This is a genomic window from Streptomyces sp. TSRI0107 (assembly GCF_001905845.1).
Lineage (GTDB): Bacteria > Actinomycetota > Actinomycetes > Streptomycetales > Streptomycetaceae > Streptomyces.
Genome location: NZ_LIVZ01000004.1, coordinates 139,538 through 154,746, shown reverse-complemented (window position 1 = coordinate 154,746; position 15,209 = coordinate 139,538). Strand labels below are relative to the sequence as shown.

General features: G+C 66.8%; 14 protein-coding genes. 13 read left to right on the top strand and 1 reads right to left on the bottom strand.

Annotated features, from left to right (window positions below; translation table 11 throughout):
• Window positions 1–4: 4 nt before the first annotated feature.
• The 8 genes from AMK31_RS11060 to AMK31_RS11030 all read left to right on the top strand — a co-directional run bounded on the left by AMK31_RS11060 (window position 5) and on the right by AMK31_RS11030 (window position 6,243).
• On the top strand, window positions 5–949 hold the full coding sequence (locus AMK31_RS11060; protein ID WP_073940282.1) for a type II secretion system F family protein: 945 nt from the start codon (window positions 5–7) through the stop codon (window positions 947–949).
• Window positions 950–983: 34 nt separating this feature from the next.
• Window positions 984–1,871, top strand: a complete 888-nt coding sequence (locus AMK31_RS11055; RefSeq protein WP_073940281.1) for a DUF5936 domain-containing protein — start codon at window positions 984–986, stop codon at window positions 1,869–1,871.
• Window positions 1,872–1,874: 3 nt separating this feature from the next.
• Entirely contained in the window at window positions 1,875–3,263 is a 1,389-nt protein-coding gene (locus AMK31_RS11050) for a sensor histidine kinase (RefSeq protein WP_198948471.1), read from the top strand.
• Between the two features lie 11 nt (window positions 3,264–3,274).
• Window positions 3,275–4,078 carry a response regulator transcription factor gene (locus AMK31_RS11045; RefSeq protein ID WP_241842618.1) on the top strand — a complete coding sequence of 268 codons (804 nt, stop codon included), beginning with the start codon at window positions 3,275–3,277 and terminating at the stop codon, window positions 4,076–4,078.
• A gap of 108 nt (window positions 4,079–4,186) precedes the next feature.
• Entirely contained in the window at window positions 4,187–4,345 is a 159-nt protein-coding gene (locus tag AMK31_RS40995; RefSeq protein ID WP_198948470.1) for a Flp family type IVb pilin, read from the top strand.
• Entirely contained in the window at window positions 4,345–4,989 is a 645-nt protein-coding gene (locus AMK31_RS11040; protein ID WP_073940279.1) for a pilus assembly protein TadG-related protein, read from the top strand. The genes AMK31_RS40995 and AMK31_RS11040 overlap by 1 nt, the downstream gene beginning before the upstream one ends.
• Before the next feature lie 34 nt (window positions 4,990–5,023).
• Window positions 5,024–5,605 (top strand): hypothetical protein, encoded by a 582-nt coding sequence (locus tag AMK31_RS11035; protein WP_073940278.1) that lies wholly within the window; start codon window positions 5,024–5,026, stop codon window positions 5,603–5,605.
• Between the two features lie 8 nt (window positions 5,606–5,613).
• Complete coding sequence (locus AMK31_RS11030; protein ID WP_073940277.1) at window positions 5,614–6,243, top strand: OmpA family protein; 630 nt, start codon at window positions 5,614–5,616, stop codon at window positions 6,241–6,243.
• A 6-nt stretch (window positions 6,244–6,249) separates the two neighbouring features.
• On the opposite strand, the gene AMK31_RS11025 is transcribed toward AMK31_RS11030, so the two are convergent.
• Window positions 6,250–6,528, bottom strand: coding sequence for a GntR family transcriptional regulator (locus AMK31_RS11025; protein WP_073940276.1), 279 nt, complete (start codon window positions 6,526–6,528; stop codon window positions 6,250–6,252).
• Window positions 6,529–7,794: 1,266 nt separating this feature from the next.
• Between AMK31_RS11025 and AMK31_RS11005 the strand changes: the two genes are divergently transcribed.
• The 5 genes from AMK31_RS11005 (at window position 7,795) to AMK31_RS40380 (ending at window position 14,989) form a co-directional block, all read left to right on the top strand.
• Window positions 7,795–8,352 (top strand): hypothetical protein, encoded by a 558-nt coding sequence (locus AMK31_RS11005; RefSeq protein ID WP_241842617.1) that lies wholly within the window; start codon window positions 7,795–7,797, stop codon window positions 8,350–8,352.
• A gap of 1,807 nt (window positions 8,353–10,159) precedes the next feature.
• Entirely contained in the window at window positions 10,160–11,419 is a 1,260-nt protein-coding gene (gene mycP / locus AMK31_RS10995; protein ID WP_073940270.1) for a type VII secretion-associated serine protease mycosin, read from the top strand.
• A 106-nt stretch (window positions 11,420–11,525) separates the two neighbouring features.
• The gene (locus AMK31_RS10990) at window positions 11,526–11,972 is read left to right on the top strand and encodes a hypothetical protein (protein ID WP_073940269.1); all 447 of its coding nucleotides are present in this window, start codon (window positions 11,526–11,528) and stop codon (window positions 11,970–11,972) included.
• 5 nt (window positions 11,973–11,977) lie between these two features.
• Window positions 11,978–14,290, top strand: coding sequence for a hypothetical protein (locus tag AMK31_RS10985; RefSeq protein ID WP_073940268.1), 2,313 nt, complete (start codon window positions 11,978–11,980; stop codon window positions 14,288–14,290).
• Between the two features lie 12 nt (window positions 14,291–14,302).
• On the top strand, window positions 14,303–14,989 hold the full coding sequence (locus AMK31_RS40380; RefSeq protein WP_143204230.1) for a hypothetical protein: 687 nt from the start codon (window positions 14,303–14,305) through the stop codon (window positions 14,987–14,989).
• The last annotated feature ends 220 nt before the right edge of the window (window positions 14,990–15,209 follow it).

The following is a 15,209-nucleotide window of genomic DNA, read 5'->3' as shown; positions in this document are numbered from 1 at the left end:
AGTCATGGAACTCAACACCCTCGTCGGTCTGACGACCGGTATCGCCCTGCTGACCTGCGTCCTCGCCGTCGTGGGCCTGCACGTGTACGCCACCGGCAGGGCCCAGCGCCAGGCCCTCGTCGACCGGCTCTCCGCCACCGGCCAGATCCCCTACGCCGGACGCCGGCGCCGCTTCCGCCACCTCGACCGGCGGCTGCGCCGCACGAAACTCGGCAGACGCCTGGAACTGCGCCTCGCGGCGACCGGCCTCGACATCACCCCCGGCGAGTTCTTCGCCGCGATGCTCGCCACCGTCGCGGGCCTGTGGCTGATCGGCCAGGCCACCCTGGCGCCGTTCTTCGGCCCGATCGCGGGCCTGCTCGGCGTCTGGGCGGCGCTGCAGTACCTCACCTGGCAGCGGCAGAAACGCATCGAGAGGTTCATCAACCAGCTCCCCGAACTCGCCCGCATACTCGCCAACGCCACCCACGCCGGCCTCGCGCTGCGCACGGCCATCGGCATGGCGGCGGAGGAACTGGAAGCCCCCGCCGGAGAGGAACTCGCCAAGGTGGCCAACCAACTCGCCGTCGGCGCGTCGATGGACGACGCGCTCGGAGAGCTGGCGGAACGCCTCCCGTCGCGGGAACTCGTCGTCCTCGTCACCACCCTCGTGCTGTCGAACCGCGCGGGCGGCCAGGTGGTCGGAGCGCTGCGGAACCTGACCGAGACGCTGGAGGAACGCAAGGAGACCCGGCGGGAGATCCGCACCCAGCTCTCCCAGGTGAACATGACGTCGTACGCCGTCCCCGTCATGGGCATCGGCTCCCTCTTCCTCATGAACGGCGTGAAGGACGGCGCCCTGGACCGCATGACCGGCTCCCCGGTCGGCCAGGCCTGCGTGATCATCGCGTTCGCGCTGTACGCGGTCGGGTTCGTGCTGATCCGCCGCATGTCCCGGATCGACGTCTGAGGAAAACCGAGGGAAGGGGAGGAGGGAGAGAACCATGGCACTGCTGCTGGCCCTGCTGATGGGCATCGGCGTCTGGGGCGTCTTCGCCGGGATCCGCATGTACCGGGCGGACGCCAAACTGCCCACCGACCTGGCACTCGCCCTGGAGGTGGGCGCCACCCGCACCGGCGCGGTCGACTCGCTGGTCGACCGCCTCGGCATGCGGTACGCACCCGCCGTACTGCGCCTCATGGGCCCGAAGCAGGTCGCCAGGTACCGCCGCAAGATCGACCTGGCGGGCAACCCCGGCGGCCTGACCATAGACCGCTACGCGGCCAGGCGGGCGGTCTACGGCGCGCTGGGCGGCGTCGGCGGCCTCATCTTCCTGCTCCAGGGCAACGTACTGATGACCCTGCTCCTCTTCGCCTTCGGCGCGTTCTGGACGGAGGTCGGCATCTGGTCGGCGATCCGCATCCGCAAGGACGTCATCGAACGCACCCTGCCGGACTTCCTGGACGTCCTCGCGGTCGTCGTGAGCGCGGGCCTCGGCTTCCGCCAGGCCCTCGACCGGGTCGCCTCTCGCTACGAGGGCCCCTGGGCAGACGAGATCCGCATCACCCTCCGCCAGATGGACCTCGGCATGAGCCGCCGCCAGGCCTTCGCGGAACTGCGCCGCCGCAACGACTCCGAGCAGGTCGCCATGTTCGTGACGGCGTTGCAGCAGGGCGAGGAACTGGGCGCGCCGATCGTCGACACCCTGGTGGCGCTGGCCAAGGACATGCGCCGCACCGACGCGCAGAACGCCCGCCGCAAGGCGGCCCGCGCGGTCCCCAAGGCCACCATGATGATCACCACCTTCATGGTCCCCGCGACGATGCTGCTGCTCGCCGCGGGCCTGATCCTGGGCTCCGGGACGGACTTCGGCACCATCACGGGTGAGTGAGAGATGGCGACGATCTCGACCACGACCACGACCACGACGCCGACAGTGACGGCTGGGCGAGCCGTGGGCAGGCTGCTCCGCCGCCGCACCTCCCGGACATCACCGCAGACCACGGCACAGCCGGAGGCCGATCCGCAGGAGAAGCCCGCCCCCTCGCTGCCGATCCAGATCAACGCGCTCCAGGCCATGTGCCGCCAGGTCTTCGGCTTCCGGCTCGCCATGATCGCGCTGGCCGCTCCGGCAGCCCTCCTGAACGCGTCCCCGGGCCTCGGCGCCCATCTGGTCGGCGCGGCGGTCGTCGTCACCTTCATGGCGTCGTACGCCCTCTTCAGGGACTGGGAACGCTTCGGCCCCCTCCTCCTGCGCCACCCGACCCTCCTGGCCGCGGACACCCTCTTCGGCTCCCTCCTCCTGGTCTCCGCGGGCCCGGACACCACCCTCGCCTACGTCAGCGTCTGCACCCCGCTCCTCGCCGGCCTCGCCTACAGCTGGCGCGGCGCCGCCTGCTTCGCCTCCCTCCAGTCGCTGATCCTGCTCCTCGTCCAGGCGACCCTGGCCCGCAGTGGCGACAGGACCCCCGCGGAGGCCCTGCTCCTGCCCGGCCTCTGCGTCATCGCCGGAGCCGTCGGCTCCACCCTGCGCAACCTCATGCTCCGCTTCGGCGAAGCCACCCGGGCGCTGACCGAGGTCCAGGCCCGGCTGGCGGCCGCCGAGGCGGTGGCGGAAGAACGCGCCCGCCTCGCCCGCGAACTGCACGACTCCGTGGCCAAGACCCTGCACGGCGTCGCCCTGGCCGCCGACGGCCTGGCCGCCTCGGCAGGCGCCCCGGCCCCCGACCCCGCCACGCTCCGCCGACAGGCGGACCTCGTGTCCCGCTCGGCCCGCAGAGCGGCGTCAGAATCGCGCGAACTCCTGAGGGACCTGCGCCGCGAATCACCTCCGAGCGAGCCGACGAACCTGCAAGCGCAACTCGACAGCCGGGTACACGACTTCACGCTACGCACGACAATCCCGACGACGTACCGCACGACGGGCGCCCGGGCCCTACCCCCCGTCCCACCCGCGGTGGCCCGCCAACTCCTCACGATCACGGCGGAAGCCCTGGAAAACGCCCACCGCCACGCGTCCCCGACGAAGGTGGAGGTGACAGCGGGCGTCGAGAACGACCAACTGCACCTCACCATCTACGACGACGGCCACGGACTGCCGCCCGGCACCACCCTCGAACACCTCCGCCGGGCGGGCCACTTCGGCCTCCTGGGCATGGTCGAACGCGCCGCCTCCGTGGGCGCCCGCATCCGCATCGGCCGCGGCGCCCACGCCACGGGGACGGAAGTCCGCCTCGACCTCCCCCTGGCGGCCCTGACGACCACACCAGGCGAAGCAGCATGAGGAGCCACCCGATGCCGCCTCTCTTCGACGTCCCCCCACCCCAGGCCACCCTCCGGGTCGTGGTCGCGGACGACAACCCGGTGGTCCGCGCGGGCCTGACCGCACTGCTCACCGGCCGCGCCGACATCACGGTCGTGGCGGAGGCCGCCGACGGCCGCGAGGCGTACGAGGCGGCCCAGGCCCACCGCCCCGACGTGATCCTCCTAGACGTGCGCATGCCCGGCGTAGACGGCCTCTCAGCGCTCCCGTACCTCGTACGCCTGGCCCCCGTCCTGATGCTGACGTACAGCCGCGAGTCCGAAATCGTCCAGGAGGCCCTGCGGCGCGGGGCGGGCGGCTACCTCGTCCACGGCGAGTTCACGGCGGACCAGCTGGTGACGGCGGTACGGGACATCAAGGAGGGCAAGGCCCACTTCACGGCGACGGCGGCGGGGGCGCTGCTGGCGCAGCTGAGGGAGGGCAGCGCAGGTGCAGAGAGTGCGCCTGCAAACTCTTCATTACCCCCAACTAGCCCCTTCCCCGGGCCAATTTCCCCGGAATCGCTTTCGCAAGTGCAACCATCTATGGCACAGTCCTCACCGGAACGGTTCCCCGACCGGACGCGGTACCGGCTCAGCCCGAGGGAGGTGGAGATCATGGACCTCATCGCATCCGGCATGAACAACCAGCAGATCGCCGCCACCTGCTTCATCAGCGAGAAGACGGTCAAGAACCACATCAACCGCATCTTCGCCAAGCTCCACAGCACCAGCCGCGCAGAAGCCACCACCAAGTGGCTCGGCACGGCCCCCGACTCCCCGGGGGGCCCACGATGACCCCGAAATGGGCCCGGATTTGGGCCCACGGACTCTCGAAGCCTCCCCACGTCCCGCTCTACCCTCCCCTCGTCGGAACCGACAGCGGCACATCCGAAGGGGAACACCATGCGCAACTGGAGCGACGACAAGGGTCAGACCGCGGTGGAGTACCTGGGGATCATCGCGGTGGTGGTGGCGATCGTGCTGGCTATTACGGGGACGGACATCGGGCAGACGATCTTCGACGCGATCACGACCAAGATTGCCGAAGTCACAGGCGGCTGATGAGGCGCCGGAGGTGCCGAGACGACTCAGGGCAGGCCTTCCCCATCTACATCACGGTGGTGGCGGGTCTGCTCTTTCTCGCGTTCGCGTACCTTGCGGTCGGCCAGGCCGCGGGGACCAGGAACGAGGCCCAGACAGCGGCTGACGCGGCGGCGCTCGCGGCGGCGCTGGAGACACGGGACCAGCTGGCGGGGGAGTGGCTGGAGAACGTGAAGGACCCAGCCGTGTGGCAGGGCATCTTCGACGGCGACGTGCAGGTGACCGACTCGTGCTGGCGAGCCCATGAGCTCGCGGCACAGAACGACGCCCACGTGCAGGGGTGCGGGCCGGAAGGGCTGCTCGGCTACGAGGTCGAAGTCGAGACCGACGAGCCGGTGGGGGATTCCATAGTCCCCGGCACGGAAGACACGTACGCCAAGGCATCGGCCAAGGCAGTCATCGAGCCCCGGTGCACCTTCGATCCGCCGGCCGACGATGCGGGTGACGACGGGGGTGACGAAGCGGCCGACGACCCGGGTGAGGGCGAGGTTGACGACGAGCTGCCCACGCTCAGCTGCGAGGACAAGAACTGGGTTCTCAACCCTGACGACCTCACTGACCTGCCGGACCCGGAAGACCTCTTCGACGTCCACCTGGCCGACTGACAAGCGAACGACGAGTGACGAAGGAAGCAGAGGCATGAGCATTCGGTTCACAGCGAAGGCCCGCAGGGGGATGGCCGCGTTGTCCGTGGTGGCCGGTCTGGCCCTCGGCGTGGCCGGATGCAGCGGCGGTGACGGCGAGGACAAGAAGCCGGAGAGCTCGACGTCCGCCTCCGAGGCGAGCGGCTCCCAGCCGAGCGCTCAGGAAGGGCAGGCGGAGACACCGTTGGCCGAGGTGAAGGGCTCGAACGGACTGCTTCTCCAGATCACCTCCGCCGAGCGCGACGCCGGCGGCTTCGTCACCGTGAATGGGAACCTGAAGAACGACGGAGCCAAGAGCGTCGCCATCCCGGCCTCATTGAGCGGCAACGAGACGGAGATCATCAGGAACGGCAGGTCGCTGGGCGGAGCCACACTCGTCGACTCCCAGGGCAAGAAGCGCTACTACGTACTGCGCGACACGGACGGCCGCCCACTGACGACCACGGGCTTGTCGACGATCAGGTCCGGCGAGAGCGTCGCTGTCTTCATGCAGTTCCCCGCGCCACCGGCCAACACCACAGAAGTCACCTTCCAGCTGCCCACATTCGCCAGCGCCCCCATCTCGATCTCCGGGTGAGGCCACCGATGAACGCAACCCCGCGCCTCCCCCTGACCCTCGCCACCGCCACCCTCCTCCTCACCACCACCCTCTACACGGCCACCACCGCCCACGCCGACGACGACCCCAGCGTCCCGCCCGGCACCGAGGCCACGGCCGCCGCACCGGTCGAACTGGACGCCAACGACCCGGACCTGAAACTCCCCGAGGGCGCCACGCTGGCCGAACCGAAAGTCCTCGACATCAAGCAGGTCGTGGAGGACCAAGGCGGCGAGGAACGCCGGGAGGACACGAACGCGGACGTGAAGTTCGCCCTCCAGGCGGAGGTGCTGTTCCCGAGGGACAGCGCCAAGCTCGGCGCGGAGGCGAAGGCCCGCATCGAGGCGATCGCGCAGGAAATCAAGACTCAGAACGCGACGCGCATCCGTGTCTTCGGCTTCACCGACAACCTCGGCTCCTCGGCCCACGGCGACGTCCTGTCGAGACAGCGCGCGAACGCCGTACACGACATCCTGGACACGGAACTGAACGACCCGGGCGTCACCTTCGAGGTGCGCGGCTACGGCGAGGACTACCCGATCGCGTCGAACGCCTCGGAGGAGGGCCGCAAGAAGAACCGACGGGTGGAGGTGTCGTTCCCGCGAGGGGAGAGCTGAAGGCCGTCAGCCGCCAGGCTTGTCGCTCCCGTCGGCGTCGGTGGGAACCGCGATGACGAATACGCCCTTGCCCTGGACACCTTGAACGATGCCCTCGGCTTGCAGCATCTCGATAGCCGACTTGATGGTCCGGCGGCTGACCGTTCCACCAGTCTCCTGTTCCAGCTCATGGTGAGAGGGGATGCGTCGGCCAACCGGGATCTCGCCCCGCCGGATGCGCTCGCGCAGAGCGGACGCCAGCTGCACGTACATCGGAATGATGCTGTCCCGGTCGATCTCTATCATGCCCGGGAGCGTAAAAGGCCAGCCCAGGACAGCATAGGCCGACTTAGCACGTATCTAGACGTACTAAGACGTACCAAGTTGCGGTAGTGTCGATGCCGACAGAAGTCCCCCGCGACGGGTGGAGCCGTCCGGGGGCGTGGTCACCAACCGCTGGAGGTTGACGACGTGAGCATTATCCACGTGCTGGTGCGCTGGATCCGGGCCTTGCGCGTGCCCGGCCCCGGCAGGCACAGGTCGGGCACGAGCCCTACAGCCACCCCCTCGCCGACGTGCGAACCGCGAGCACTCCACCCGGCCGCCGCACCACTTCCCGCCCACCGCTCCCCGTACGGACTGCCGACCTTGCTCGACGTCCACACGGCGGCTTCGGTACGGCCGTACGTACTCGCGACCAGCATGGAACGGGCGGCCTGATGTCCGAAGAAGGCAAGAAACCCCGCCCACCGGTACGCATGTGCATCCGCTGCCGCGTGACCACCCAGGCGCCGGTCGTGGTCGGCGTGGTCCACCAGAACTCGGGCCCGGGCTTCGTCGTGTACGCCTGCCGGCCGTGCTCCGCGCACTACCCGCCGGAACCGCCCGTGCTGCACTCGACAGGAAGCAAGCCATGACCGGACGGGCACGCCCCACCACGGCCGAACGGCATCTCTCCCCGGAGTGTGCGCTGGCGAGCCGCCCCGGCTACGAGGACGTACACAGCGCCTGCCGCCGTCTGACGGACGTCCCGCTGCCGTTCGGTGGCGGCCTGCTCCTGGTACGGCGCTGTGGGTGCGTCTGTCACGGCCTGGCACGGGAGCGAAAGAGATCCGGCTGAGACGGGCGACAGGGGGTCGCGAGGCTCCCTGTCGCACCGCCCCGTCCCGTCGTTGGCGCAGCGTGCCATGGCTCTGCGCCTGCGTGTCATGCTCCAGCGCTGGGCGAACGCGACGTAGGCCGTGATCACAAACGCTTCACTCCCAACCACCGTTCACATCCCGCCAGAAGCGAGTTCGGGGGAGGGGGCGGGAGCCCCCGTGCGTAGGTCGGCGTCTTGGCAAGGCAGGAGATCGGTCTCGCGGGATGAGCAGCACTCGCTTGGCGTGGGACGAGTGGGAGCAGCTCAAAGGGCCGGCAGGCGATTGCCTGAGAGGCCGTGGAAGGGGTGGCCAAATGCTCACACTGTGACGCACCTTCCTAACCTGCTGTCACAGGCGGTCACTAGAGTAGGTGAGTACGGTCTCGCCTGATCCGGAGGCCGGAACGGGGACGGGGAACGGGGAGGCACCGGTGCTGCCGAGCGACAGTGGCGGTTCGACGAGCACGAGCGCGTCGACGGGCTCGACGGGTACGTCCTGGCTGTCCAGCGTGTTCGACACGGCGAAGGACGCGGTCCACGACCTGTCCACGGAGCTGTCGTCGTTCACGAAGTTCCGGCAGCGGGTCGACGAACTCATCCGCGACCTGAAGGAGTCGCAGGCCGGGCCCACGAAGGTGGGACAGGAGCAGGTCGGGCGCCAGAAGTTCGGCGGCGGCGAAGGGGCCTGGACCGAGGCGGCAGGCCTGCATAAGTCGTACGAGAAGGTCATCACCGACCTGGAGACGTTCTCCAAGCTGCTCTCCGACTGCATGGAAGCCATGTCCATCGCGGTCCTGGCATCCCACAAGGGCTACGAGAACATCGACCTGGACGTCCGCAACCGCATGGCCGCGATCACCGCCGAGACGACGGAACACTACGGAGGCCCGTACGACCCCGAGCGCGCGAAGCGCGAAGGCGTCGCGGGCGGGGGCGCCGATACCGGTGGGCAGAAGCCGCCGAGCGGCGACGCGGGCGGCACGATCTGATCCGGCGGGCGACGGGCACGGTACGAGAACGGGGAGACGACTGATGGCAGGCAAGGGATCCAGTGGGTCCGGCGGGTCCGGGGGCGGCACGTCGTTCGAGAGCATGAGCCACGAGCAGATGCTCGCCTGGCTGGACCAGGCCGACAGCGGGACGGTCCAGTCCGCCGCCGAGAAGCTGGTCGCGGCGGCCAAGGAGATCCGCGAGATCGCGAACGAGCTCAAGGTCCGCCCGCAGTGGGTGGAGTGGAAGGGCGAGGGCGCGGACGCCTTCCGCGTCTGGGCCGGCGACCTCGCCAACTCCGCACTCCGCCTCGCCGACTTCAGCAGCGACTCCGGCAAGTGGCTCTCCCAGGCCTCCGGCGCGATCGCCACCGCCCAGGCGTCCATCCCACGCGACGAACCCAGCGCCACCGCCAACCTCGCAGCCGCCAAGGCCCACCACAACGACCCCGACGCCGGAGCGATCGCCTCCAAGTCCAGCTCCGAACTGGCGGCACTGAAGGCCAGCAAGGAAAACGTCCGCCAGGAGGCGGCCCGCGAGATGCGGAAGCTGGCGCAGGCGTACGACCTGTCGTCGACGCAGATGGACAAGCTGGAGCGGCCGAAGTTTCCGCCGCCGCCCAAGGGGATCGGTGATGACGAGCGTTCCAAGGACCTGACGCGGCCCGGAACTGGGAGTTCCGGAGGTGGGTCCAGTGCTGCCGCGTCGCGCGCTGTTGGCTCTGCCGGAGCGGTGACCGGGCATGCTGTATCCGCGGCACAGCTTGACGAGGCTAGGTCCGCCACCGGGGTTCCGGCAGATGCTGTGCCGCCCCGAGCCGTTTCCATCGACAACCCCGCGCACGTCGAGATCAACTCGGTCGACACACTTCCGGAAACACATCGCCCGGTGACTGGTCCAGGACCAGCGGTGGGACCGGTGACGCCGACTCGTCCCGAACCAGTCCTGCCCCCGACTGTGACAGGCATGATTCCGCCAACTTCAGGCCGCGGCGCAGGACGTATGCCCACTGCCTCAGGTGGCGCGGGAAAGCCGATTGCAAGCGGCCGCACACCGTTCCCATCAGGGCAGGGAGGAACGGGCCTTCCGCGCGGCCGGGACATCACGGGCGGTGGCCCGTACCCGAACGGCCAGCCGTCCGGGACTGCTACCGGCAGGACCCTCCCGGGGCAGGGATGGGGAGCCGGCCGCAACATGCCCCCCGCATCCGGCACCACGGCCGGACGTCCGACCAACTCCGGCGTCATGGGTGGACGACCGACAGGGCCGGCCGTCGCAGGTGGACGTCCAACGGGAGCCGGTGCCATGAGTGGACGACCCGCGAGCCCGATCACGGGAGGACGCCCCACCGGCAATAGTGCCGCTAGGGGACATGCGCCCGCGGCGCCTGCCACGGGAAGGCCGTCGGGGCGCCTGCCTGGCGGAACAGTCGTAGGCGGAGAGCCTGCCGCCAACCGGTCGACGGGCCGCGTCCCGGCAGCGGGACCGACGGGGCCGTCGGCGGGGGCTCGCCCTGGATCCGCGGTGAATACCGGCCGCCCGCTGTCCACGCCTCAAGGCGGCGTAGTCGGCGGGACTCCGCTACAGACAGGCCGGGCGCCTGCCCGTCCGGGTGCACCGGTACCGTCCGCACCGACGCGAGGTGGCGTCTCCGGGGGCACACCGAGCGAGGGCGTCGGCCGCGGTACTGCCCGCACCGCACCCGGATCCGCCAGGGGGGCCCAGCGGGGCGGGAGACAGCAGACCGATCACCGCAACACCTAGTCGGCCGCCGTTCGACCCGCAGTGCACACGAGAGGGACGTATATGCCCACCAACAGAATGAGGCGTGGCCGGCTCCAGGCTGTCGCCTCGGCAATCGTCGGCCTTCTGCTGGTGGGAGGTGCGGCCACTCCGGCGCACGCCGACTCGACGCGCGACAAGCAGTGGTTCCTGGACGCCATGCACGCTGAGGAAATGTGGCGCACGAGCACAGGCGAGAGCATCACGGTGGCCGTGATCGACTCCGGGGTCGATCCGAGCAATCCCGACCTGAGTGGACGTGTGCTCGACGGTTTGGACCTCGCGCCCGCAAGCCGGGCCGGTGACGAGCACACGGACTACGACGGGCACGGCACCGGGATGGCCGCACTCATTGCCGGCACCGGGGCGTACGGCGGTGGAAACGGTGCATTCGGGCTTGCGCCGGGTGCCAAGATTTTGCCGATTAGGATGCCGGCTGCCGACGACGGCAGTGGCTTCGAGACTTCCTCGAGCTTCAGCAAAGCCATCCGGTATGCGGTCGACCACGGCGCCCGGGTGGTCAATATCTCCATGGGTGGGGCGATCGATACCCCTGAATTGACTGCGGCCGTCCGCTACGCGGTCGACAACGGCTCACTTGTCTTTGCGAGCGTCGGGAACTCCGGTGACGAAGGCAACCGAGTTCAGTATCCGGGGGCCACCCCTGGCGTGATCGGAGTGGCGTCGGTGGGCAAGGATCTTCGGCGGTCCTCCTTCTCCCAGTTCGGACCGCAAGTCGACATGGCAGCACCCGGTGAGGAAATGGTCCACGCATGTGGCGGTAAGACTGGGCTCTGCGAAACCGAGGGCACAAGTGACGCCACCGCCCTCGCCTCCGCCAGCGCCGCACTCATCTGGTCCAAGCACCCGACCTGGACCAACAACCAGGTCCTCCGCGTCATGCTGAACACCATCGGCGCCCCCACGGACGGCGCGAAGCGCAACGACTCCATCGGCTACGGCATCGTCCGCCCACGCATTGCGCTCCAGAATCCCGGCGACCCAGGTCCGGCGGACGTCTACCCGCTGCCTGATCTCAAGGCAGTCGAGGCTTCGGCTGCCCCCTCTGCGAGCGCACTTGAGTCCCAGGCCGCACAAGCGCCGACCAAGGACGACGACACCGGTTCGAGTACCGCAGTCACGAAGAACTCCTCGGACAATTCCCTCTGGGTCGCTCTGAGCGTCGGCACGGCCGCCCTCCTTGCAGCCGTCGTGGTAGCGGCTGCCATCCGCAGGCACCGTAGGGCGGCCAGCACCCTGACGGAGAGTCAGACCAGGCAGTGATGTAAGGCCGTTTCATCCAGACGGATGGCGATATCCCGTCACGCTTCCGCAAGGATTCTTGGCTTTTTCTCGTTCGAGAATGAGATGTCACAGGGAGGAACCGCACATGGCGTGGGAGGAATGGGATCAGCTGAAAGCTTCAGCGGCGGCACAGGATTCCACGCAGATGCAGCTCAACCAGTACCCTGGCGACCAGGGAGGCGGCGGCACTAGAGGAGACCTCGAAGTAAGCAACCAGGGTCTCGAAGCCGTCGGGAAAGCAGCCCGCGACCTGTTCAACGACTTCACCACCTACAGCGGGCACGCACGTGTTGCCTCCGAGAGGGCTGCGGGCGGGCTCAAGGGCGAGGGGTTTGCTCTCGGCGGTGCACTCGAACACGTGTCGGCGCGCTGGAGCGAGCAGACCAAGACGCTCCTGGACGCTTGTGCCCATATCTCGAACCACCTGCGGTTCACCAAGAACCAGCACGCGGGCGACGAATCCTACATCGCGGGCGCAGTCAGCAGCATTGCCACGCTCGATGAGGGCTTCGATGACCGGAAGGGGCACTGACGTCGATGGACCTCGATTCCTTGCGTTACGGCAACTTCTCCCAACTCGGTGAGGCGATCACCGATTGGGAGCAGATGACGAAGAAACTTGCCGATATGAAGAAGGATGCGGAGGGCGAGTTAAAGGGAAAGGCCGACAAGGCCAAGTGGGCAGGCGTCAACGCCACTGTCAGCCGTGAGTTCATCACCAAGACTGCTTCTGAGTTCGCTGATGCGCACACCCAGGCGAACACGGTTGCCAAGATCCTCAAAGACACCCGAGAGGAGCTGATTGGTTACCGGACCCAACTCAACGACGCCTTGGACCGTGCTGCTAAAAAGCACCTGACAGTGGCGGACACAGGAGACGGCTCGTTCACGGTCGTCGCCAACACCCGGCCCGACTGGGCGTCCGACCCGAGCGGCCAGCATGGTGCAGTCAGCCAGAAGGAGGTTGACGATGCTCGGGACGAGATCCAGCGCATTCTGAGCAAGGCCACTCACAGCGACTCCACGGCAGCGAAGGCGCTGCGCCTGATCGTCGATCAGGCCAAGTACGGTTTCTCTGGAGCCAGTTACGACAGCCGTGATGCAGCGGTCAAAGCCATCGCAGACGCTGACAAGATGGCAAAGATCCTCGCGAAGGATCCCCGTGACGTAACGAACACAGAACTCGCTTCGCTCAACAGCACCCTGGCCAAGTACAAGAACGATCCCCTCTTCGCAGAGGAGTTCGCAACCCAGGTGGGGCCGAAGCGGGCGCTCACCTTCTGGGCTGGCATCGCTGACCCGTACCAGGGCGAATTCAACCATGATCCTGCGAGGGATAAGCAGGCCAAGCAGCTCCAGAAAAACCTTGGGATCACGCTCGGGCGAGCCACACTCTCCGACAGTGATCAGATGGCGGGCTGGAAGGACCAGATGATCAAATTGGGTCCGAATCAGCTTGGGGTCGACGATGCCAGCAACCCTACCGGCTACGCCGTCATGAGTAATCTCATGCGCTTCGGTGACTACGACGATGACTTCCTCTACCGCTACGGTGACGAACTTCTCGCATACGACAAGCAGGTCAACGGACGGGCCACCACTCCGTGGGTCAATAACTGGAACACGGGAGATCTCAATCTGTGGGGCAACAAGAATGACCGTGGCCGAGACCCCGTGACGGGGTTCCTCGAGGCGTTGGGTCACAACCCTGGCGCTTCGGAGAAGTTCTTCGCTCGCCCGGACTTCTCGGATACTTCCATGCCGGCGCTGGAAAGAGACACGGTGAACGCCGAATCAGAGGTCAATGAGCATCTCAAGTATCTGACCAGTGAACGTCTCTGGCTACCCGATACCGCGATGGACGGCAAAGATGGCTACGTCGCCGGACGCGACGCACTCGGTCACGCGCTGGAAGCGGCGACGACTGGATACTCGTCCGATGCCGAAGCGAAGGATACGGTGGCAGGCGACCGCCGTACGGCGAACACCGCAGCTGTTTTTGAACAGGTCGCGTATCTCTACGGTGGCGAGGGCGGTCCCAAGCTGCTGCACACCCAGCCTGAACTCGCTGACAGCTTGGGGAAGATCGGCGGCGCATACATCGACGACATCGACTACGAGCTTTCCGGTGTCGGCGATCACGGAAAGGATGCGGGCGACTTCCCGGCTCGTTACGACGGTCGGGCAAGCATTGGAAATCAAGGGGCCATCGATTTCCTGAGCGTCCTCGGCCAGGCCGAGGACTCGCACAAAATTGTCACCGCGGCGCAACACATGTACACCCTGAGCGTTTTGGATGCCAACCCGGCCACCAGTGAAGAAAACATGAACCGCGCTAGAGACGCCATGTCAACGGGTGCGGAAGCCCGCGGAATTCTGGATCACTCTCGTGTGCAGCAGGCAGCCGCGACTTACGGTGCGGAGTCCGAGGAGGCGAATAAGGAACTCGCCCGCTCATCCGACTGGAAGAAGCTGATGGCTGGTGCAGTGGTGGCCGGCGGAGTCGCCGCTGTTCCTCTTCCTGGCTCCACTGCTGCTGCTTTGGTGATTGCTCCTGTCGCTGCGGATCAGATCGTCAATGCAGCTAATACACTGCTCGGTCACGAAATCGATAAGGCCACGGAAGAAGCGGCAGCCGATCCCAGCGTTCCTTCGCAGATGACGAGTCGAAAGTTTTTCGATCAAGGAACGGACGGCTTGGGGAAGATCTATACTGCATATTTCGAGGGCTACCCGAAAGCTGCAGATAAGGCAGATGACCAGCAATGGATCGATGGCCTCGAAGGTAGCTACCTAGGTACGGGTCCGAATCAGAACGATTACCGAGGTCGACCCCCATTCAAGGACTGAGGTTGGCTGAAGATGCTTCTACTGGCACAGGGTAGTAAGTCGAAAATTACGCTCTTCGTTGTGGTCGCGGCGGTACTTACGAGCGGTTGCAGTAGCGGCTCTGACGCGGAGGGGCTGAGTAAAGAGCAGAAGGGAGTTCCTGCACACGAGATCTGCGATGGGACGCTCGACACGTCGGCTGCTGCTGCCCTGAAGCGAATTTCTGGCACGAACAGATTCGAAGAGCTCACTGGGACTAACCAAGCAGGTGAGCCGGACGAATTCTCGGTAAGCAGGTCGGTCAAGCATCTTCATGACGAATACCTCAAGCAGAGTGAGTGCTCGGTGTATAAGGCAGGTGACGGCAGCGGGAAGCCGCTGTTTGAGGTCCGTTTTTCAGCGTCTGGGCACTACCCCTCAGGAAAATCGGATTCGAGTGACAGGAAGGTTCGATACCCGCTTGGCGTCTTCGCGCAGGTAGGTCTTAACGGGGCTGATCTCTTCTTTCGTTGTACGACCAAGGCGTCAACCAGCGATGCATACATTGGGGACACGGACTATGTGAAGGCCCAGATGTATACAGCCACAAACCGGCTCCGGGGGGGTGACAAAGCAAGAGACATCATGGTCATCCTGAACTCAATGGCAAGGTCAGTCGCCGAGGCCGCGGGCTGCGCGCCGCAGGCCGGACTGCCGACTCGAGTACCGGATGCTGTATGAGCTCTTTGACCGTTTCCACCCACGGTAATGATGGCCGCCCGTAGCCCCTCTGCCACACAGCGAGAAGCTCATGCAAGAGATAGCCGCTCAGACTCTCACCCCCGAGCAGATCAAGGAACGGGCTGAGCGTGTTCGCGCTCTGCTCTCCGAGAGGCTCGGACACAACGTCTCCGAGGAGGAGTCCGCAGAGATGCGGCGCAGGATGAGGGATGCGACCGCC

Excerpts from the sequence above, each read along its gene's own strand:
- AMK31_RS11060 (WP_073940282.1), top strand. The coding sequence starts at position 5 with ATGGAACTCAACACCCTCGTCGGTCTGACGACCGGTATCGCCCTGCTG.
- AMK31_RS11055 (WP_073940281.1), top strand. The coding sequence starts at position 984 with ATGGCACTGCTGCTGGCCCTGCTGATGGGCATCGGCGTCTGGGGCGTC.
- AMK31_RS11050 (WP_198948471.1), top strand. The coding sequence starts at position 1,875 with ATGGCGACGATCTCGACCACGACCACGACCACGACGCCGACAGTGACG.
- AMK31_RS11045 (WP_241842618.1), top strand. The coding sequence starts at position 3,275 with ATGCCGCCTCTCTTCGACGTCCCCCCACCCCAGGCCACCCTCCGGGTC.
- AMK31_RS40995 (WP_198948470.1), top strand. The coding sequence starts at position 4,187 with ATGCGCAACTGGAGCGACGACAAGGGTCAGACCGCGGTGGAGTACCTG.
- AMK31_RS11040 (WP_073940279.1), top strand. The coding sequence starts at position 4,345 with ATGAGGCGCCGGAGGTGCCGAGACGACTCAGGGCAGGCCTTCCCCATC.
- AMK31_RS11035 (WP_073940278.1), top strand. The coding sequence starts at position 5,024 with ATGAGCATTCGGTTCACAGCGAAGGCCCGCAGGGGGATGGCCGCGTTG.
- AMK31_RS11030 (WP_073940277.1), top strand. The coding sequence starts at position 5,614 with ATGAACGCAACCCCGCGCCTCCCCCTGACCCTCGCCACCGCCACCCTC.
- AMK31_RS11025 (WP_073940276.1), bottom strand. The coding sequence starts at position 6,528 with ATGATAGAGATCGACCGGGACAGCATCATTCCGATGTACGTGCAGCTG.
- mycP (WP_073940270.1), top strand. The coding sequence starts at position 10,160 with ATGCCCACCAACAGAATGAGGCGTGGCCGGCTCCAGGCTGTCGCCTCG.
- AMK31_RS10990 (WP_073940269.1), top strand. The coding sequence starts at position 11,526 with ATGGCGTGGGAGGAATGGGATCAGCTGAAAGCTTCAGCGGCGGCACAG.
- AMK31_RS10985 (WP_073940268.1), top strand. The coding sequence starts at position 11,978 with ATGGACCTCGATTCCTTGCGTTACGGCAACTTCTCCCAACTCGGTGAG.
- AMK31_RS40380 (WP_143204230.1), top strand. The coding sequence starts at position 14,303 with ATGCTTCTACTGGCACAGGGTAGTAAGTCGAAAATTACGCTCTTCGTT.